The sequence below is a fragment of the Pseudomonas sp. MD330_10 genome (assembly GCF_042610415.1).
Taxonomy (GTDB): domain Bacteria; phylum Pseudomonadota; class Gammaproteobacteria; order Pseudomonadales; family Pseudomonadaceae; genus Aquipseudomonas; species Aquipseudomonas rhodesiae.
The window spans coordinates 81,667-98,821 of the sequence record NZ_JBHGZU010000004.1 but is presented as its reverse complement, the minus strand read 5'-3'; the positions used below and the strand labels follow the sequence as shown (position 1 = coordinate 98,821).

Sequence of the window (17,155 nt, the reverse complement as noted above, 5' to 3'; positions counted from 1 at the left end):
ATAGATTAATCTAGGCCGGTTTTTTTGCCCGCCGCCGGAGCCTTTCCCATGCCCACTCGCGAGATCCGCCACCCGCTGATCCGACACAAACTCGGCCTTATGCGCCGCGCCGACATCAGCACGAAGAACTTCCGTGAGCTTGCTCAGGAAGTCGGAGCGCTGCTCACTTACGAAGCCACCAAGGATTTACCCCTGGAGAATTATGAGATCCCCGGTTGGGCCGGTCCTGTCCAGGTCGAGAAAATCGCCGGTAAGAAAATCACCGTGGTGCCGATCCTTCGCGCCGGCATCGGCATGCTCGAAGGCGTACTCAGCCTGATCCCGGGCGCCAAGGTCAGCGCCGTGGGCGTGGCCCGTAATGAAGAGACACTGCAAGCCCACACTTACCTGGAAAAACTCGTTCCGGAAATCGACGAGCGCCTGGCAATGATCATCGACCCGATGCTCGCCACCGGCAGCTCCATGGTCGCCACCATCGACCTGCTGAAGAAGGCCGGTTGCAAGGACATCCGCGCCATGGTGCTGGTAGCCGCGCCGGAGGGCATCGCCGCCGTCGAGAGCGCACACCCGGACGTGCAGATCTACACCGCCTCCATCGATGAACGCTTGAACGAACACGGCTACATCATCCCAGGCCTGGGCGATGCCGGTGACAAGATCTTCGGCACCAAGCAGAAGGACGCGTGAGCATGCAGGATGAATTCAACGACCCGCTTTGGCGCCAGATCCTGTCTGGCGCACAAATGCTCTTCGTGGCATTTGGCGCGCTGGTGTTGATGCCGCTGATCACAGGTCTTGATCCAAACGTTGCGCTGTTCACCGCAGGTCTAGGCACCTTGCTGTTCCAGGTGGTGACCGGGCGTCAGGTGCCGGTATTCCTGGCATCGAGCTTCGCCTTCATCACCCCGATCATCCTCGCCAAGGGCCAGTTCGGCCTCGCGGCGACCATGGGCGGCGTGATGGCGGCCGGTTTCGTTTATACGTTCCTGGGCCTGGCGGTGAAGATCAAGGGCACCGGTTTTATCGACCGCTTGCTGCCGCCGGTGGTGATAGGCCCGGTGATCATTTCCATCGGCCTGGCCATGGCGCCGATTGCCGCGAACATGGCCATGGGCAAGTCCGGCGACGGTGCCGAGCTGATTCATTACCAGACGGCGATGATGATCTCGATGCCGGCGCTGCTGACCACGCTGATCGTGGCGGTATTCGGCAAAGGCATTTTCCGCCTGGTGCCGATTATCTCCGGCGTGCTGGTGGGCTTTGCCATGTCGTTCTACTTTGGAGTGGTCGACACGGCCAAGATCGCGGCCGCCCCGTGGTTCGCCCTGCCCCACTTCACCGCGCCGGAATTCAACTGGCAGGCGATCCTGTTTATCGTCCCGGTGGCCCTGGCCCCGGCGATCGAACACATCGGCGGTGTGATTGCGGTGGGCAGCGTGACCGGGCGCGACTACCTGAAAAAACCTGGCCTGCATCGCACCTTGCTGGGTGACGGCATTGCCACCACGGCCGCCGGCCTGTTTGGCGGCCCGCCGAACACCACTTACGCCGAAGTGACCGGCGCGGTGATGCTGACCAAGAACTACAACCCGAAAATCATGACCTGGGCGGCTATCTTTGCCATTAGCCTGGCGTTTATCGGCAAATTCGGCGCGCTGCTGCAAAGCATTCCAGTGCCGGTGATGGGCGGAATTCTATGCCTGTTGTTCGGTTCGATTGCTGCTGTGGGGATGAACACGTTGATTCGCCACAAGATCGACCTGGGCGAAGCGCGCAATCTGGTGATTGTGTCGGTGACCTTGGTGTTCGGCATTGGCGGCGTGCTGGTGGGAACCGGCACCGGCCCGGATGATTTCGGTCTCAAGGGCATCGCCCTGTGCGCCGTGGTAGCGATCGGGTTGAACCTGCTGCTGCCGGGCAATGATGGCTGGAAGAATAAGAAGCCAGATGAGCCATTGATCTGACGGCCAAAGCACCAACCAATGTGGGAGGGGGTTGCCCCCTCCCACATTTGATTTCACTGAGTGTTAGAGGTCACCCAAGCCATCGATCAACGCCTGATTCTGCTCCGGCGTACCAATGCTGATCCGCAGGAACTGGGCAATCCGCTCCTGCTTGAAGTGCCGCACGATCACGCCCTGCTCGCGCAACTTCGCCGCCAGACCAGCCGCGTCGTGCCGTGGGTGGCGGGCAAAGATAAAGTTGGCCGCCGACGGCAACACCTCAAAGCCCTTATCCTCCAACTGCGCGACCAACTGGTTGCGGCTGTCTATCACCTGTCGGCAGGTCTTCTCGAAGTATTCACGGTCCTCGAACGCGGCCGCCGCGCCGACAATCGCCAGGCGATCCAGAGGGTAGGAGTTGAAGCTGTTCTTGACCCGCTCCAGCGCCTCGATCAAGTCCGGGTGGCCCACCGCCAGGCCCACGCGCAAACCGGCCAGTGAGCGCGATTTGGACAGGGTCTGGGTCACCAGCAGGTTCGGGTAGCGGTCCACCAGGCTGATGGCCGTTTCGCCGCCGAAGTCGATATAGGCTTCATCGACCACCACCACTGAATCCGGGCTGGCCTTGAGGATCTGTTCCACGGCGTCCAGCGCCAGGACGCAGCCGGTTGGCGCGTTAGGGTTGGGAAAAATGATCCCGCCGTTAGGCTTGGCGTAGTCTTCCACGCGGATCTGGAACTGCTCGTCCAATGGCACCGGCGCCGACTGGATGCCGTAGAGGCCGCAGTAGACCGGGTAGAAGCTGTAGCTGATATCCGGAAACAGCAGCGGCAGCTCGTGCTGGAACAGGCCGTGGAAAATGTGCGCCAACACCTCATCGGAACCGTTGCCGAGGAATACTTTGCCGGCGTCGATCCCGTAATACGTGGCCACCGCCTGCTTGAGCAGGTCGCTGTTCGGGTCCGGATACAGGCGCAAGTTGTCGTTCAACTCGGCCTGCATCGCAGCCAACGCCTTGGGCGATGGACCGTAGGGATTCTCGTTGGTGTTGAGCTTGACCAGTTTGGTCATTTTCGGTTGCTCGCCGGGCACGTAAGGCACGAGGTTCTTGACGAAAGGGCTCCAGAATTTGCTCATGTCTTACTCTCCCTTGGCGATGCGATATTCGGCGCTGCGCGCGTGGGCGCTCAGCGATTCACCACGGGCCAGCACCGAAGCGGTCTTGCCCAGCTCGGACGCGCCCTGTGGCGAGCAGAAGATGATCGAAGAACGCTTCTGGAAGTCATACACCCCCAGCGGCGACGAGAAGCGCGCGGTGCCGGAGGTGGGCAGTACGTGGTTGGGGCCGGCGCAGTAATCGCCCAGGGCTTCGCTGGTGTGGCGCCCCATGAAGATCGCACCGGCGTGGCGAATCGACGGCAGCCAAGCCTGTGGGTCAGCCACGGACAGCTCCAAGTGCTCGGGCGCGATGCGGTTGGCCACTTCGATGGCTTGCTCCATATCACGCACCAGGATCAACGCACCGCGGCCATTGATCGACTTCTCGATGATCTCGGCACGCTCCATGGTCGGCAGCAGCTTATTGATGCTGGCCGCGACCTTATCGAGGAACTCGGCATCCGGGCTGACCAGGATCGCCTGAGCGTCTTCGTCATGCTCGGCTTGGGAGAACAAATCCATGGCGATCCAGTCCGGATCGGTCTGGCCGTCGCACACCACCAGGATCTCCGACGGGCCGGCGATCATGTCGATACCGACCTGGCCAAAGACGTGGCGCTTGGCGGTAGCCACGTAAATATTGCCGGGGCCGACCACCTTGTCGACCTTTGGCACGCTCTCGGTGCCATAGGCCAGGGCCGCCACGGCCTGGGCGCCACCGATGGTGAAAACGCGGTCGACACCGGCGATGCACGCGGCGGCTAGCACCAATTCGTTGATTTCACCGCGCGGGGTCGGCACCACCATGACCACTTCAGCCACACCGGCAACTTTGGCCGGGATAGCATTCATCAGAACCGACGACGGGTACGACGCTTTGCCGCCCGGCACGTACAGGCCTGCACGGTCGAGCGGCGTGACCTTCTGGCCCAGCACCGTGCCATCTGCTTCGGTGTAGCTCCAGGAATCCTGCTTCTGTTTTTCGTGGTAACTGCGAACCCTTGCCGCCGCCACTTCCAGGGCTTCGCGCTGGGGGGCGGTGATGCGGGTCAGGGCCAGCTCCAGGCGCTCGCGAGGCAGGATCAGATCGGACATGGACTGGACGTCCAAACCGTCGAACTGACGGGTGAAGTCCACCAGTGCGGCGTCGCCACGCTCGCGCACCGCCTTGATGATGTCGAGCACCCGCTGGTTGACCGAATCGTCGGACACGCTTTCCCAGCTCAGCAGATGATCCAGATGATGGGCGAAATCCGGATCGGCAGCGTTGAGTCGGGCAATTGCAGTGGACGTGGTCATAGCGAGGGCCTCATAGGATTGGCAAAAAACTCAGGCGCCCTAAACTACCGTTCGCTCCGCTTGGGCACCTGAGAATTCTGGCTATGAGGCGGATAGACGGGCGCAGCCTAAGGCCGCGCGTGTGGGTCAACCGCGGTGTCGAGACTCCACTGCCTTGCGCAGGGTGTCGATCAACGCCTGGATACGGGCGTGCTGCATCTTCATCGATGCCTTGTTGACGATCAGACGGGAGCTGATGTCAGCGATAAATTCCTGTGGTTCGAGACCGTTGGCACGCAGGGTATTGCCGGTATCGACCACGTCGATGATCTTGTCGGCCAGGCCGATCAGCGGCGCCAGCTCCATCGAGCCGTAGAGCTTGATGATATCGACCTGACGACCTTGTTCGGCGTAGTAGCGCTTGGCGACGTTGACGAACTTGGTGGCCACGCGCAGGCGGCCCTTGGGTTCAACGTCACCGACGCGACCGGCGGTCATCAGCTTGCACAGCGCAATGCGCAGGTCCAGCGGCTCATACAGGCCCTGACCGCCATATTCCATCAGCACGTCCTTGCCGGCGACGCCGAGGTCGGCCGCGCCATGCTCAACATAGGTCGGCACGTCAGTAGCCCTTACGATCAACAGACGAACGTCGTCCTGGGTCGTGGGGATGATCAGCTTGCGGCTCTTGTCCGGATTCTCGGTCGGCACGATGCCCGCTTCAGCCAGAAGCGGCAAAGTGTCGTCAAGGATACGGCCCTTGGACAGTGCGATGGTCAACATGGGAAACGTCAATCCTTCATCAGGCTATTGCTGTCCGGTCGCAAACGGCGCCAGACACAGATCGAGGCCATGACAGCCTCGATTTGGAACACATTCAGCATACCGCGAACTGACACCGTGTGTGGTGAGCGGGCTTGCCAGGCGCGGGGTTGCGTAGCGACCCCAAAGCGGGGACTGCTGCGCAGTCCAGCGCGGGGCAAGCCCGCTCACCACAGCAAGCCCACTCACCACAGCAAGCCCGCTCACCACAGTGGCGGTGTTTTCAGTTCCAGGACTAGCCCGGTACGCGGCGAATTTTTGCGCCGAGCATCTGCAGTTTTTCTTCGATGCACTCGTAACCGCGGTCTATGTGGTAGATGCGGTCGATCAAGGTGTCACCGTCCGCACACAACGCGGAGATTACCAGGCTGGCCGAGGCACGCAGGTCGGTGGCCATTACTGGCGCGCCCTTGAGCTTGTCGATCCCGGTCACGATGGCAGTGTTGCCTTCAACCTGGATCTTCGCGCCCATGCGGTGCAGCTCGTATACGTGCATGAAGCGGTTTTCGAAGATGGTCTCGATCACGGCACCGGTGCCTTCTGCAATCGCGTTCAAGGAAATGAACTGCGCCTGCATGTCGGTCGGGAACGCCGGGTACGGCGCGGTACGCACGTTGACGGCTTTTGGCCGCTTGCCGTGCATGTCCAGTTCGATCCAGTCTTCGCCGCAGGTGATTTCGGCACCGGCTTCACGGAGTTTTTCCAGGACCGCTTCCAAGATGGTCGGATCGGTATCCTTGACCTTGACGCGACCACCGGTGACGGCGGCGGCGACCAAGTAGGTGCCGGTCTCGATCCGGTCGGGCATAACCTTGTAGGTTGCGGTGTGCAGACGCTCTACGCCATCAATGGTGATGGTGTCGGTGCCAGCGCCGGAAACCTTCGCCCCCATGGCGTTCAGGAAGTTAGCCAGGTCGACTACTTCCGGCTCGCGGGCGGCGTTTTGCAGTACGCTGCGGCCGTTGGCCAGGGCAGCGGCCATCATGATGTTCTCGGTACCGGTCACGCTGACGGTATCGAAGAAGAAGTTCGCGCCCCGCAGGCCGCCTTCCGGTGCCTTGGCCTTGATGTAGCCGCCTTCGACGTCGATGATCGCGCCCATCGCTTCCAGACCACGGATATGCAGGTCCACCGGACGCGAGCCAATGGCGCAACCGCCAGGCAGTGCCACTTCAGCTTCGCCGAAACGGGCAACCATCGGGCCCAGCACCAGGATCGATGCACGCATGGTTTTCACCAATTCGTACGGAGCGATCAGGGTTTTGATGGTACGTGGGTCGATTTCGACAGCCAGTTTCTCGTCAATCACCGGCTCGATGCCCATGCGACCGAACAGCTCGATCATGGTGGTGATGTCGTGCAGGTGCGGCAGGTTGGCCACGGTCACCGGGCCATCGCACAGCAGGGTCGCAGCCAGAATCGGCAAGGCGGAGTTTTTCGCACCGGAGATGCGGATCTCGCCATCAAGGCGGGCACCGCCGGTAATAATCAATTTATCCATAAGAATCTCGACGCCTTGGGGGCTCAGGTGCGCTCGGCCCAGGCCGCGCGGCTGAAAAATTTCATAGTGACCGCATGGATGCTGCCATCGGTGATCCACGGGTTCAAATGGGCATAGATCTGCTGCTGACGCTTGACCGGGCTCAATGCCGCCAGTTCATCGCTAATCACGTTCAGCTGGAAATTGCAGCCTTCGCCTTCAACTACAACCTCAGTATTCGGCAGCTTTCCTTCAAGGAAGCTCTTAACTTCTAGGGCCTGCATGCTCAACCTCTATCGGCGCCCAGTGCGCGCGGGTCGCACATCATACAAAAAAGCCCCGCGCCTGCGAACCCCGCATAGCAGGACTCTGACGGGGGGCTTGCTTGAATATGTGTATTAAGGATGCGCCAACAGCTCGGTCAGACCGGAAACCTCGGCAATTTCGCGCATGTCGTCGGGTAACGCACGGATGCTGACCGACTTCTTGGCCGCCTCGGCATCGCGCATGAAGCACAGCAATAACGATAATCCGACGCTGCTGGACTTGGTCACCGCCGAGCAATCCAGCACCAGCGCGGGCGCGGTACTGGTCTTGATCAGTGCCTGGCCCTGCTTGCGCAGGTCAGGCCCGGTACGGTAATCCAGCACGCCGCTGAGAAACAGCTCGCCGGCATCGCCAAGACGAACAGCCGACTCGATCATTGCGCAGACTTCCCGGCTTCTTTGTCGGATGTTTCCTTGGCCTTGGCGACTTCCCCGGCCCAGCCGTTGATGGTCTTGTCCAGGTCGTTGCCATTGCGCTGCATCGCATCGGCGAACTGATCACGGAACAGCTTGCCGATATTGATGCCGTTGATGATCACGTTACGCAGCTTCCACTCGCCTTGGATCTTCTCCAGGGTGTATTGCACCGGGTAGATCGCGCCGTTGTTGCCTTTGACGCTCATGTTGACGCTGGTGCGATTACCCGATTCGTCGCCGGCTGGCGCAACGGTAATGCCCTGGTTGTTGTACTCAAGCAATGCGTTGCCATAGAACTGAAACAGGCCGCGCTTGAAATTTTCCTGGAAGCGCTGCATCTGCTCAGGCGTCGCCTTACGCGAATACTTGACCGTCATGATGCTGCGGGAAATGCCTTCGGCATCGACCACCGGCCCGACAATGGTATTGAGCGCGTCGTAAAACTTACTCGGGTCTTGCTTGTACTGTTCTTTGTTAGCCGTCAGGTCAGCCAACATTTTGTTGGTCGTGTCCTGCACCAGATCGTGCGCAGAACCCGCCGCGTTAGCCAACAACGGCAGCGCTGCAAGCAGTACTAGAAGGCCACGTCGTAAGGTAGAGATCATGTACAGATTCCTCATTTAGCGTCTTTATTGACCGTATTGAGCAGGAATTTACCGATCAGGTCTTCAAGCACCAGCGACGACTGCGTGTCGTGGATGGTCGAACCATCCTTGAGCAAGGCTGTTTCCCCGCCCACGCTGATACCAATGTACTTCTCGCCCAGCAGACCCGCGGTGAGGATAGACGCAGTGGAGTCGGTCGGCAGGTTGTCGACCTTCTTGTTCAGCTGCATCGTCACTCGACCCGTGAAGCTATCGCGATCCAGATCGATTGCCGTGACCTTGCCGATCGTCACGCCGGCCATGGTCACTTTGGCTCTGACAGTCAAACCGGCGATATTGTCGAAGTACGCGTAAAGTTTATAAGTGTCGGCGGTGGGGCTGGCCGACAGGCCACTGACCCGAAGGGCCAGCAACAGTAAAGCCAGGATGCCAGCCAGCAAGAAAAGGCCGACACCGATTTCCACAGTGCGGTTTTGCATCAGAAATCTCCAAACATCAAGGCGGTCAAAATGAAGTCAAGGCCCAGTACCGCCAGCGAGGCGTACACAACGGTCTTGGTGGTGGCGCGACTGATCCCTTCTGAAGTGGGCTCACAGTCATAGCCTTGGAATACGGCGATCCAGGTCACTACAAAGGCAAAGACGATGCTCTTTATAACGCCGTTGAGCACGTCACCGTTGAAGGTCACGCTGTTCTGCATGTTGGCCCAGTAGGAGCCGTCGTAGACGCCCAGCCAGTCTACCGCGACCCAAGAACCACCCCAGATACCCACCACACTGAAGATCATCGCCAGCAATGGAAGAGAAATGAAGCCAGCCCACAGGCGCGGGGCAACAATGTATTTGAGCGGGTCCACGCCAATCATTTCCAGGCTGGACAACTGCTCGGTGGACTTCATATTGCCGATTTCGGCGGTCAGCGCGGAACCCGCGCGCCCAGCGAACAACAATGCAGTCACCACCGGCCCCAGCTCGCGTAACAGCGTCAGGGCCACCATCTGCCCCACCGCCTGCTCCGAACCGTAACTGGACAGGATATTGAAGCCTTGCAACGCCAGTACCATGCCAATGAAGACGCCGGAGACCACGATAATCACCAGGGACATCACACCCACTGCGTGCAACTGCTTGATCAACAGACCAAAGCCGCCACCAATGCCGCCGCGGCCTAGTAACGCGTGAAATAGAAAAATCGTCGAACGACCCAGCACTTCGACGATGTCGATGCCCGAGCGACCGAAAAGGCGAACCTTTTCGATAAGAGATGTCTTGCGCATCAGCGCTTCCCCAGAAGATCTGCGCGGTAGTCCGCCGCCGGAAAGTGAAAAGGCACGGGGCCGTCGGGATCGCCGGTCATGAATTGGCGAATGCGCGGGTTGTCGGCATTCATCAATTCCTCAGGCGTGCCCTGCCCCAACACCTGACCATCGCCGACGACGTACAGGTAGTCGGCGATGCTCGCGGTTTCCGCCAGGTCGTGGGAGACCACGATACTGGTGATCCCCAATGCATCGTTGAGCAGACGGATCAGGCGCACCAGCACCCCCATGGCGATCGGGTCCTGACCAACAAAGGGCTCGTCGTACATAAGGATCTGGGGATCAAGGGCAATGGCGCGCGCCAGGGCGACGCGACGCTTCATACCGCCGGACAGCTCGTCAGGCATCAGGTCGATGGCGCCGCGCAGGCCCACGGCCTGGAGCTTCAACAGAACAATGTCACGAATCATTTCATCGGACAGTTGCGTATGCACCCGCAGCGGAAACGCCACGTTCTCGAAAACATCGAGGTCGGTGAACAGTGCCCCACTCTGGAACAACACGCCCATGTGCTTGCGCGCATCGAACAGATCGCTGCGCGACAGCGTCGGCAGGTTCTGGCCGTTGACCCACACCTCACCAGCGTTCGGGCGCAATTGCATGCCCATCAAACGCAACAGGGTGGTCTTGCCGCAACCGGAAGGCCCCATGATGCCGGTGACCTTGCCGCGGGGAATGCGAATATCGACGTTATTGAAGATGCTGCGCGTCCCGCGCTTGAAGGTCAGTCCCTTCAGCTCGACCGCGTAGGCGTTATCGGCACTCATCTAAACTCCTTGGGATGCAGCTTCTCACTCAGACACCATCTATGCGACAAACGTTTGCAACGGCTGCGCAATATAGATAGCCACAGGGACTGAGCGGACCGAACTGGCCGCGAACTATATCACTGCTGGTACAACGCCCCCAAGGCCGGAACAACGCCAGTTCAGTTTCGGGGCCAGGAAAAAACGTTGCTGAGCATGAATCTCAGGCGACTACCGAATAAACCCTGACGAACTTGCGTGAGGGAATTGAACATTACCGCTATAATCGCCGACTTTTCGTCAGGCTATACGATTTCAGACATGAGCCAATCCAGCGACCTTATTCAATCCGCACAACGCACTATCCGCCTCGAGCTTGAAGCCGTAGAAGGTTTGCTGGCCCATATCGACGCAGATTTCGTACGCGCCTGCGAGATGATCCTGGCCAGCAAGGGTCGCGTTGTCGTGGTCGGCATGGGTAAATCCGGCCATATAGGCAACAAGATCGCCGCCACCCTGGCCAGCACCGGCACCACAGCGTTTTTCGTGCATCCGGCCGAAGCCAGCCACGGTGACATGGGCATGATCACCAAGGATGACATCATCCTGGCCCTATCCAATTCCGGCACCACCAACGAAATCGTGACGCTGCTGCCGTTGATCAAACGCCTAGGCATCCAGATGATCAGCATCACCGGCAACCCGGAATCGACACTGGCCAAGGCTGCTGAAGTCAATCTGAACGTGCATGTGGCCCACGAAGCCTGCCCACTGAATCTGGCCCCGACCTCCTCCACTACCGCCGCGCTGGTCATGGGAGATGCCCTGGCCGTGGCGCTGCTGGAAGCTCGCGGGTTCACAGCGGAAGACTTCGCGTTTTCCCACCCGGGCGGTGCGCTGGGCCGTCGTTTGCTGTTGAAGGTGGAGAACGTCATGCATTCGGGCGATGAGCTGCCTCACGTCCAACGCGGCACTCTGCTCAAGGACGCATTGATGGAAATGACCCGCAAGGGCCTGGGCATGACGGTGATCCTCGAAGCTGATGGCCGCCTGGCCGGCGTATTCACCGACGGTGACTTGCGTCGGACTCTGGACCGCACCATCGATATCCATACCGCCACCATCGATGCGGTGATGACGCCCCATGGCAAGACCGCGCGTCCTGACATGCTGGCAGCCGAAGCGCTGAAGATCATGGAAGACCATAAAATCGGTGCGCTGGTAGTGGTCAATAGCGATGACCGCCCGATTGGCGCCTTGAACATGCACGATTTGCTGCGTGCGGGAGTGATGTAATTGAGCAACGACCTGTTACAACGCGGCAAGCGCATCAAATTGGCCGTCTTCGACGTTGACGGCGTGCTGACCGACGGCCGCTTGTATTTCCTCGAAGATGGCAGCGAATTTAAAACATTCAACACACTGGACGGCCAAGGCATCAAGATGCTGATGGCCGCAGGGGTACAGACCGCCATTATCAGCGGTCGCAAGACGCCAGTGGTGGAACGTCGCGCGCAAAACCTGGGGATTCCTCACCTGTATCAGGGCCGCGAGGATAAACTGGTAGTTCTGGACGAACTATTGGGCCAACTCAACCTAAGCTATGAACAGGTCGCCTACCTCGGTGACGACCTGCCCGACTTGCCGGTGATCCGCCGGGTCGGGCTGGGCATGGCGGTGGCTAACGCGGCGGCGTTCGTTCGCGAGCACGCCCATGGCATCACCACTGCCCGTGGCGGCGAAGGTGCCGCCCGCGAATTCTGCGAGCTGATACTGCGCGCCCAAGACCGTCTTGAAGCGGCCCACGCCGCCTACCTATAGAGCGTTTTATGCTGAGCAAAAAGATTCGCAACTTCCTGTTATTCGGAGTCATCGCCGCGCTGTTCCTGGCGGTGGGCTACTGGAATATCAGCCCGGAGCGGTTTCTCGACCGACCTGTGGCGCAGGTCGACGATGGGGCTATCGACTATTACGCCACCAACGCCTACAGCGTGCAGTTCCTGCCCGATGGCAAGGTGCAATACGAAATGACCTCGGACAAAGTCGAGCATTTGAAGGCCAGCGAGGTGACCCTGCTGACCAACCCGGACTTGAACCTGTATCGCGGCACGGAGTTTCCGTGGCACGTGACTAGCAAGCGTGGCGAGGTGAACCCCGATGGCACCGAAGTCGAACTGATCGACTCAGTGCGCGTCGCGCGTACCGATGCGCAGAACCGCGACACCATTATTACCAGCAGTCGCATGACCGTATTCCCACAGAAGCAATATGCGCAGACCGAGCAAGACGTTAGAATCGACGGCGCTGGCGGTGTATCGACTGGCAAGGGAATGAAAGCGTATTTGAAAGAAAGCAGGATACACCTGCTATCGAACGTAAGAGGACAGTATGAGGCTCGTTAAAACTCTCCCGATTTTGCTCGGTCTTGGCGCAGCACTGGGAAGCGTGAGCGCCTGGGCTCTGCCGAACGATAGCGAGCAGCCTATCCGCATCCAGGCTGACGATGCTCAGCTGGATGACAAGCAAGGCGTTGCCACTTACAAGGGCGACGTGATCATTATCCAGGGTTCGATGAAGATCACCGGCAACACGGTAACTCTGACGCGCACCCCGGCAGGCGACATCGACGTGGTGACGTCGGTGGGCAACCTTGCCTACTTCGAACAGAAGCAAAAGGCAGAAGATCCAGGCCCGATGAAGGGCTATGGCAAGACCATCCAGTATCATGCGCAGCAGAACCGCATTGTGCTGATCGATCAGGCCAAGGTGCTGAGCGCCGACGGTAACTCCACCGAAGGCGAGAAGATCGTGTACAACACCAAGACTCAGGTCGCCCAGGCGGGCCGCGCCAACGGTACCAAGGTCAGCGCACCGCGCCCACGCATCGACATGGTTATCCAGCCGAAGAAGAAGGCCGAGTAATGGCAACCCTGAAAGCCCAGCATCTGGCCAAGGCCTATAAAAGCCGTCAGGTCGTGCGCGATGTCAGCCTGTCGATTGACAGCGGCCAGATCGTCGGCTTGCTCGGCCCCAACGGTGCCGGCAAGACCACCTGTTTCTACATGATCGTCGGCCTGGTTCAAGCGGACCAAGGCCGCGTGCTGATTGACGATCTAGACGTCAGCCACCAACCGATGCACGGTCGCGCCCGCGCCGGTATCGGCTATCTTCCGCAAGAAGCGTCGATCTTCCGCAAACTCTCGGTCGCCGACAACATCATGGCGATCCTGGAGACTCGCAAGGAGCTTGACCGGGATGGCCGTCGCGCGGAGTTGGAAAACCTGCTGCAGGAGTTCCACATCAACCACATTCGCGACAACCTTGGCATGAGCCTGTCCGGTGGCGAGCGTCGTCGTGTGGAAATTGCTCGCGCACTGGCCACCGCGCCCAAGTTCATCTTGCTGGACGAACCGTTTGCCGGCGTCGACCCGATTTCGGTTGGCGATATCAAACAGATCATCCATCACCTCAAGGCCAAGGGCATCGGGGTATTGATTACCGACCATAACGTACGTGAGACCCTCGATATCTGCGAAACCGCCTATATCGTCAACGATGGTCAACTGATCGCCGAAGGCGATGCCGCCACCATCCTGGCCAACGAACTGGTCAAGGAAGTATACCTGGGCCACGAGTTCCGCCTGTAAACAGCCTTTAGCAAGGCGTTGGCAGGACGTTAGCCTGGTGCGCGGATGCAATGAAAGCCTCTGGATTTTTATTGTTACCGCGCTCTAGGCAAAGCCCCCGATATCAGGCATATAATTTGCTTATGTTTGGCGCTCACGCGCCCTGTCGTGGATGGCGCATTGCGCCGGCGAATAAGGTGTTAAGCCCCTGCCATGAAACCATCGCTAGTCCTGAGAATGGGCCAGCAGCTGACGATGACACCGCAGCTGCAACAGGCCATCCGCCTGCTCCAATTGTCGACCTTGGACCTGCAACAGGAGATCCAGGAGGCTCTGGAGTCCAATCCGATGCTCGAACGCCAGGAAGAAGGCGACGACTTCGATAATGCAGATCCGTTGGCTGACAACATCGAGCAAAAACCCAACTCCGATGTGCAGGAACCCTCCTATCAGGAAACCGCCCCGACGGTGGATAACCTGGAGGAAGGTGAATGGAACGAACGTATTCCCAACGAGCTTCCCGTGGACACTGCCTGGGAAGACGTCTACCAGACCAGCGCCAGCAGCCTGCCCAGCAGCGACGATGACGAGTGGGATTTCACCACCCGGACGTCCGCCGGCGAAAGCTTGCAAAGCCACCTGTTGTGGCAGTTGAACCTGGCGCCGATGTCGGACACCGATCGGTTGATCGCCGTGACCCTGATCGACTGCATCAACAACCAGGGCTATCTGGACGAAACCCTTGAGGAGATCCTTGAGGCCTTCGACCCGGAACTGGATATTGAGCTGGACGAAATCGAAGCCGTCCTGCACCGCATCCAGCAGTTCGAGCCTGCCGGCATTGGCGCCCGCAGCCTCAGCGAGTGCCTGCTACTGCAATTGCGTCAGTTGCCCGCCAAGACCCCTTGGCTCAGCGAAGCCCAGCGTTTGGTCACCGATTACATTGATCTGCTGGGCAGCCGCGACTACAGCCAACTGATGCGACGCATGAAGCTCAAGGAAGACGAGCTGCGGCAGGTCATCGAGTTGGTGCAAAGCCTCAACCCTCGCCCAGGCTCGCAGATCGAGTCCAGCGAAGCCGAATACGTTGTCCCAGACGTTATCGTACGCAAGGACAACGAGCGCTGGCTGGTGGAGCTGAATCAGGAATCGGTGCCACGCCTGCGCGTCAACCCGCAATATGCCGGGTTCGTGCGCCGCGCCGATACCAGCGCCGATAACACCTTCATGCGCAATCAGCTGCAAGAAGCGCGCTGGTTCATCAAGAGCCTGCAAAGCCGCAATGAAACCCTGATGAAAGTCGCCACCCAGATCGTCGAGCATCAGCGCGGCTTCCTGGAATACGGCGACGAAGCGATGAAACCGCTGGTGCTGCATGACATCGCCGAGGCGGTCGGCATGCACGAGTCGACAATTTCACGGGTGACCACGCAGAAATTCATGCATACCCCACGGGGTATTTATGAGCTGAAATACTTTTTCTCCAGCCATGTCAGCACTTCCGAAGGCGGCGAATGCTCGTCCACGGCGATCCGCGCGATCATCAAAAAACTGGTTGCCGCGGAAAATCAGAAAAAGCCGTTGAGTGACAGCAAGATCGCTGGTTTACTGGAGGCACAAGGCATTCAGGTCGCCCGTCGAACCGTCGCCAAATATCGCGAGTCCCTTGGGATCGCGCCTTCCAGCGAGCGTAAGCGTTTGATGTGACGGGCGGGCCATAGCGTTCCAGTGGCAGGCATCCCGGCCTGCCGCTTTATGCACTGGCAACGAAGGAGAAGCTGTATGCAAGTCAACATCAGTGGACACCAGCTGGAAGTCACCAAGCCCCTGCGTGAGTACACCGAGAGCAAGCTGAACAAGCTTGCGGGGCACTTCGACAAAATTACCAATGTGCAGGTCATCATGGAGGTCGATAAGCTCAAGCAGAAAATCGAGGCCACCCTGCACATACCGAATGCCAAAGTCGTCGCCAATGCCGAACATGACGACATGTATGCCGCGATTGACTCGCTGTACGAAAAGCTTGACCGCCAACTCATAAAGCATAAGGAAAAGAATCTGCACCTGATGCAAGGTACAGGTCGCTAACTCTCCCCCCCATGATCCGACTTGAAACTATCCTGACCCCCGGCCGTTCCCTCGTGAACGTGCCGGGCGGCAGCAAGAAAAAAGCCCTCGAACAAATTGCCAACCTGATCGCTCGCGAAGTGCCGGATCTGGAGATGCAAGATGTCTTCGAGGCGCTCGTCGCCCGTGAAAAACTGGGTTCCACCGGTTTTGGTAACGGCATCGCGATTCCACACTGCCGCCTCAAAGGGTGCGCAGATCCGATAAGCGCTCTGATACACCTGGAAGCCCCCATCGATTTCGACGCCATCGACGGCGCACCGGTCGACCTGCTGTTTGTCCTGCTGGTCCCGGAAGCTGCTACCGATGCGCATCTGGAACTGCTTCGGCAGATCGCCAGCATGCTTGATCGCAAGGAAGTACGTAACAGACTACGCAGCGCCAGCAGCAATGAAGCGCTCTATCAGGTTGTTCTGGATGAACAAAACGAGAAGTAATCATGCGTTTGATCATCGTCAGTGGCCGCTCCGGCTCTGGTAAAAGTACTGCCCTGAATGTTCTGGAGGACAGTGGCTTTTATTGCATCGACAACCTGCCCGCCGGGTTGCTGCCGGAACTGGCCGAACGCGCGCTGATCCACACTGAGCTAGCGCAGCCGCTGGTTGCCGTGTCGATCGATGCCCGCAACTTGCCCAGCCACCTTTCCCGGTTCCCTGAGCTGTTGGAGGAAGTGCGCGCCAAGCATATTCACTGCGATGTGCTGTACCTGGATGCCGACGAGGAGACCCTGCTCAAGCGCTTCTCCGAAACCCGGCGGCGCCACCCGCTCAGCAGCCCCCATCGCTCCCTTGCCGAAGCGATTGAGGACGAGACCAAGCTGCTGGGGCCGATCATCGATCTGGCCGACCTGAAGATCAATACCACCAGCCTCAACCTGTATCAACTGCGCGATGCTATCAAGCTGCGGCTGCTGAACCAGCCGGAGCCTGGCACGGCCTTTCTCGTGGAGTCCTTTGGGTTCAAGCGCGGCATGCCGGTAGACGCCGATCTGGTGTTCGATGTGCGCTGCCTGCCTAACCCTTACTGGAAGCCGGAATTGCGTGACCAGTCCGGGCTGGATCAGCCGGTCGCTGATTACCTGGCGGCGCAACCGGATGTGGAGGAGATGTTCCAGGACATCTCCACTTACCTGCTCAAGTGGCTGCCACGTTTTGCCGCAAGCAACCGAGCCTATGTGACCATCGCCATCGGCTGCACCGGCGGCCATCACCGCTCGGTTTACCTGACGGAGCGCCTGGGTCAGGTGCTGCAACAAACCCTCAAGAACGTCCAGGTTCGCCACCGCGACCTCAGCTGAAAGGAACACTCA

21 protein-coding genes are annotated in these 17,155 nt (G+C 59.3%); 11 read left to right on the top strand and 10 right to left on the bottom strand.

What is annotated here, in order from left to right:
- The first annotated feature begins 48 nt into the window (after positions 1 to 48).
- A complete protein-coding gene (upp, locus tag ACFZPT_RS07930; protein ID WP_034095929.1) occupies positions 49 to 687 on the top strand; it encodes a uracil phosphoribosyltransferase in 639 nt (212 codons plus the stop codon).
- A 2-nt stretch (positions 688 to 689) separates the two neighbouring features.
- Complete coding sequence (locus ACFZPT_RS07925; protein ID WP_034095928.1) at positions 690 to 1,964, top strand: uracil-xanthine permease family protein; 1,275 nt, start codon at positions 690 to 692, stop codon at positions 1,962 to 1,964.
- A gap of 63 nt (positions 1,965 to 2,027) precedes the next feature.
- Here ACFZPT_RS07925 and hisC read toward each other — a convergent pair whose 3' ends face one another.
- The 10 genes from hisC to ACFZPT_RS07875 all read right to left on the bottom strand — a co-directional run bounded on the left by hisC (position 2,028) and on the right by ACFZPT_RS07875 (position 10,114).
- Complete coding sequence (gene hisC / locus ACFZPT_RS07920; RefSeq protein WP_034095927.1) at positions 2,028 to 3,080, bottom strand: histidinol-phosphate transaminase; 1,053 nt, start codon at positions 3,078 to 3,080, stop codon at positions 2,028 to 2,030.
- A 3-nt stretch (positions 3,081 to 3,083) separates the two neighbouring features.
- Entirely contained in the window at positions 3,084 to 4,400 is a 1,317-nt protein-coding gene (gene hisD, locus ACFZPT_RS07915) for a histidinol dehydrogenase (RefSeq protein WP_034111781.1), read from the bottom strand.
- 126 nt (positions 4,401 to 4,526) lie between these two features.
- Positions 4,527 to 5,162 (bottom strand): ATP phosphoribosyltransferase, encoded by a 636-nt coding sequence (hisG, locus tag ACFZPT_RS07910; RefSeq protein WP_010213102.1) that lies wholly within the window; start codon positions 5,160 to 5,162, stop codon positions 4,527 to 4,529.
- Positions 5,163 to 5,436: 274 nt separating this feature from the next.
- Positions 5,437 to 6,702: a UDP-N-acetylglucosamine 1-carboxyvinyltransferase gene (murA, locus tag ACFZPT_RS07905; RefSeq protein ID WP_034095925.1), complete on the bottom strand. Its 1,266-nt coding sequence runs from the start codon at positions 6,700 to 6,702 to the stop codon at positions 5,437 to 5,439.
- A 23-nt stretch (positions 6,703 to 6,725) separates the two neighbouring features.
- On the bottom strand, positions 6,726 to 6,965 hold the full coding sequence (locus ACFZPT_RS07900) for a BolA family protein (protein WP_034095924.1): 240 nt from the start codon (positions 6,963 to 6,965) through the stop codon (positions 6,726 to 6,728).
- Positions 6,966 to 7,079: 114 nt separating this feature from the next.
- Positions 7,080 to 7,385, bottom strand: a complete 306-nt coding sequence (locus tag ACFZPT_RS07895; protein ID WP_034095923.1) for a lipid asymmetry maintenance protein MlaB — start codon at positions 7,383 to 7,385, stop codon at positions 7,080 to 7,082.
- Positions 7,382 to 8,029, bottom strand: a complete 648-nt coding sequence (locus tag ACFZPT_RS07890) for a phospholipid-binding protein MlaC (protein WP_034095922.1) — start codon at positions 8,027 to 8,029, stop codon at positions 7,382 to 7,384. Before ACFZPT_RS07890 ends, ACFZPT_RS07895 begins: the two co-directional genes overlap by 4 nt.
- Before the next feature lie 11 nt (positions 8,030 to 8,040).
- Positions 8,041 to 8,508 carry an outer membrane lipid asymmetry maintenance protein MlaD gene (gene mlaD / locus ACFZPT_RS07885; protein WP_034095921.1) on the bottom strand — a complete coding sequence of 156 codons (468 nt, stop codon included), beginning with the start codon at positions 8,506 to 8,508 and terminating at the stop codon, positions 8,041 to 8,043.
- Complete coding sequence (mlaE, locus tag ACFZPT_RS07880) at positions 8,508 to 9,305, bottom strand: lipid asymmetry maintenance ABC transporter permease subunit MlaE (protein ID WP_034095920.1); 798 nt, start codon at positions 9,303 to 9,305, stop codon at positions 8,508 to 8,510. The genes mlaD and mlaE overlap by 1 nt, the downstream gene beginning before the upstream one ends.
- A complete protein-coding gene (locus ACFZPT_RS07875) occupies positions 9,305 to 10,114 on the bottom strand; it encodes an ATP-binding cassette domain-containing protein (RefSeq protein ID WP_034095919.1) in 810 nt (269 codons plus the stop codon). The genes mlaE and ACFZPT_RS07875 overlap by 1 nt, the downstream gene beginning before the upstream one ends.
- A 300-nt stretch (positions 10,115 to 10,414) precedes the next feature.
- Between ACFZPT_RS07875 and ACFZPT_RS07870 the strand changes: the two genes are divergently transcribed.
- The 9 genes from ACFZPT_RS07870 (at position 10,415) to rapZ (ending at position 17,143) form a co-directional block, all read left to right on the top strand.
- Complete coding sequence (locus tag ACFZPT_RS07870; RefSeq protein ID WP_034095918.1) at positions 10,415 to 11,389, top strand: KpsF/GutQ family sugar-phosphate isomerase; 975 nt, start codon at positions 10,415 to 10,417, stop codon at positions 11,387 to 11,389.
- Positions 11,390 to 11,914: an HAD family hydrolase gene (locus ACFZPT_RS07865; RefSeq protein ID WP_034095917.1), complete on the top strand. Its 525-nt coding sequence runs from the start codon at positions 11,390 to 11,392 to the stop codon at positions 11,912 to 11,914.
- A gap of 8 nt (positions 11,915 to 11,922) precedes the next feature.
- Positions 11,923 to 12,495 (top strand): LPS export ABC transporter periplasmic protein LptC, encoded by a 573-nt coding sequence (gene lptC / locus ACFZPT_RS07860; protein WP_034095916.1) that lies wholly within the window; start codon positions 11,923 to 11,925, stop codon positions 12,493 to 12,495.
- Positions 12,482 to 13,015, top strand: coding sequence for a lipopolysaccharide transport periplasmic protein LptA (gene lptA, locus ACFZPT_RS07855; protein ID WP_034095915.1), 534 nt, complete (start codon positions 12,482 to 12,484; stop codon positions 13,013 to 13,015). The genes lptC and lptA overlap by 14 nt, the downstream gene beginning before the upstream one ends.
- Complete coding sequence (lptB, locus tag ACFZPT_RS07850) at positions 13,015 to 13,740, top strand: LPS export ABC transporter ATP-binding protein (protein ID WP_034095914.1); 726 nt, start codon at positions 13,015 to 13,017, stop codon at positions 13,738 to 13,740. The genes lptA and lptB overlap by 1 nt, the downstream gene beginning before the upstream one ends.
- A gap of 192 nt (positions 13,741 to 13,932) precedes the next feature.
- Positions 13,933 to 15,426 (top strand): RNA polymerase factor sigma-54, encoded by a 1,494-nt coding sequence (locus ACFZPT_RS07845; protein WP_034111779.1) that lies wholly within the window; start codon positions 13,933 to 13,935, stop codon positions 15,424 to 15,426.
- A gap of 75 nt (positions 15,427 to 15,501) precedes the next feature.
- Entirely contained in the window at positions 15,502 to 15,807 is a 306-nt protein-coding gene (gene hpf / locus ACFZPT_RS07840) for a ribosome hibernation-promoting factor, HPF/YfiA family (protein WP_034095912.1), read from the top strand.
- Between the two features lie 11 nt (positions 15,808 to 15,818).
- Positions 15,819 to 16,283 (top strand): PTS IIA-like nitrogen regulatory protein PtsN, encoded by a 465-nt coding sequence (gene ptsN, locus ACFZPT_RS07835; RefSeq protein WP_034095911.1) that lies wholly within the window; start codon positions 15,819 to 15,821, stop codon positions 16,281 to 16,283.
- A gap of 2 nt (positions 16,284 to 16,285) precedes the next feature.
- Complete coding sequence (gene rapZ, locus ACFZPT_RS07830; RefSeq protein ID WP_034095910.1) at positions 16,286 to 17,143, top strand: RNase adapter RapZ; 858 nt, start codon at positions 16,286 to 16,288, stop codon at positions 17,141 to 17,143.
- The last annotated feature ends 12 nt before the right edge of the window (positions 17,144 to 17,155 follow it).

Excerpts from the sequence above, each read along its gene's own strand:
- hisD (WP_034111781.1), bottom strand. The coding sequence starts at position 4,400 with ATGACCACGTCCACTGCAATTGCCCGACTCAACGCTGCCGATCCGGAT.
- ACFZPT_RS07890 (WP_034095922.1), bottom strand. The coding sequence starts at position 8,029 with ATGATCTCTACCTTACGACGTGGCCTTCTAGTACTGCTTGCAGCGCTG.
- murA (WP_034095925.1), bottom strand. The coding sequence starts at position 6,702 with ATGGATAAATTGATTATTACCGGCGGTGCCCGCCTTGATGGCGAGATC.
- ACFZPT_RS07900 (WP_034095924.1), bottom strand. The coding sequence starts at position 6,965 with ATGCAGGCCCTAGAAGTTAAGAGCTTCCTTGAAGGAAAGCTGCCGAAT.
- ACFZPT_RS07895 (WP_034095923.1), bottom strand. The coding sequence starts at position 7,385 with ATGATCGAGTCGGCTGTTCGTCTTGGCGATGCCGGCGAGCTGTTTCTC.
- ACFZPT_RS07875 (WP_034095919.1), bottom strand. The coding sequence starts at position 10,114 with ATGAGTGCCGATAACGCCTACGCGGTCGAGCTGAAGGGACTGACCTTC.
- hisG (WP_010213102.1), bottom strand. The coding sequence starts at position 5,162 with ATGTTGACCATCGCACTGTCCAAGGGCCGTATCCTTGACGACACTTTG.
- ptsN (WP_034095911.1), top strand. The coding sequence starts at position 15,819 with ATGATCCGACTTGAAACTATCCTGACCCCCGGCCGTTCCCTCGTGAAC.
- mlaE (WP_034095920.1), bottom strand. The coding sequence starts at position 9,305 with ATGCGCAAGACATCTCTTATCGAAAAGGTTCGCCTTTTCGGTCGCTCG.
- rapZ (WP_034095910.1), top strand. The coding sequence starts at position 16,286 with ATGCGTTTGATCATCGTCAGTGGCCGCTCCGGCTCTGGTAAAAGTACT.
- lptC (WP_034095916.1), top strand. The coding sequence starts at position 11,923 with ATGCTGAGCAAAAAGATTCGCAACTTCCTGTTATTCGGAGTCATCGCC.
- hpf (WP_034095912.1), top strand. The coding sequence starts at position 15,502 with ATGCAAGTCAACATCAGTGGACACCAGCTGGAAGTCACCAAGCCCCTG.
- lptA (WP_034095915.1), top strand. The coding sequence starts at position 12,482 with ATGAGGCTCGTTAAAACTCTCCCGATTTTGCTCGGTCTTGGCGCAGCA.
- mlaD (WP_034095921.1), bottom strand. The coding sequence starts at position 8,508 with ATGCAAAACCGCACTGTGGAAATCGGTGTCGGCCTTTTCTTGCTGGCT.
- ACFZPT_RS07845 (WP_034111779.1), top strand. The coding sequence starts at position 13,933 with ATGAAACCATCGCTAGTCCTGAGAATGGGCCAGCAGCTGACGATGACA.
- ACFZPT_RS07870 (WP_034095918.1), top strand. The coding sequence starts at position 10,415 with ATGAGCCAATCCAGCGACCTTATTCAATCCGCACAACGCACTATCCGC.
- lptB (WP_034095914.1), top strand. The coding sequence starts at position 13,015 with ATGGCAACCCTGAAAGCCCAGCATCTGGCCAAGGCCTATAAAAGCCGT.
- hisC (WP_034095927.1), bottom strand. The coding sequence starts at position 3,080 with ATGAGCAAATTCTGGAGCCCTTTCGTCAAGAACCTCGTGCCTTACGTG.
- ACFZPT_RS07925 (WP_034095928.1), top strand. The coding sequence starts at position 690 with ATGCAGGATGAATTCAACGACCCGCTTTGGCGCCAGATCCTGTCTGGC.
- upp (WP_034095929.1), top strand. The coding sequence starts at position 49 with ATGCCCACTCGCGAGATCCGCCACCCGCTGATCCGACACAAACTCGGC.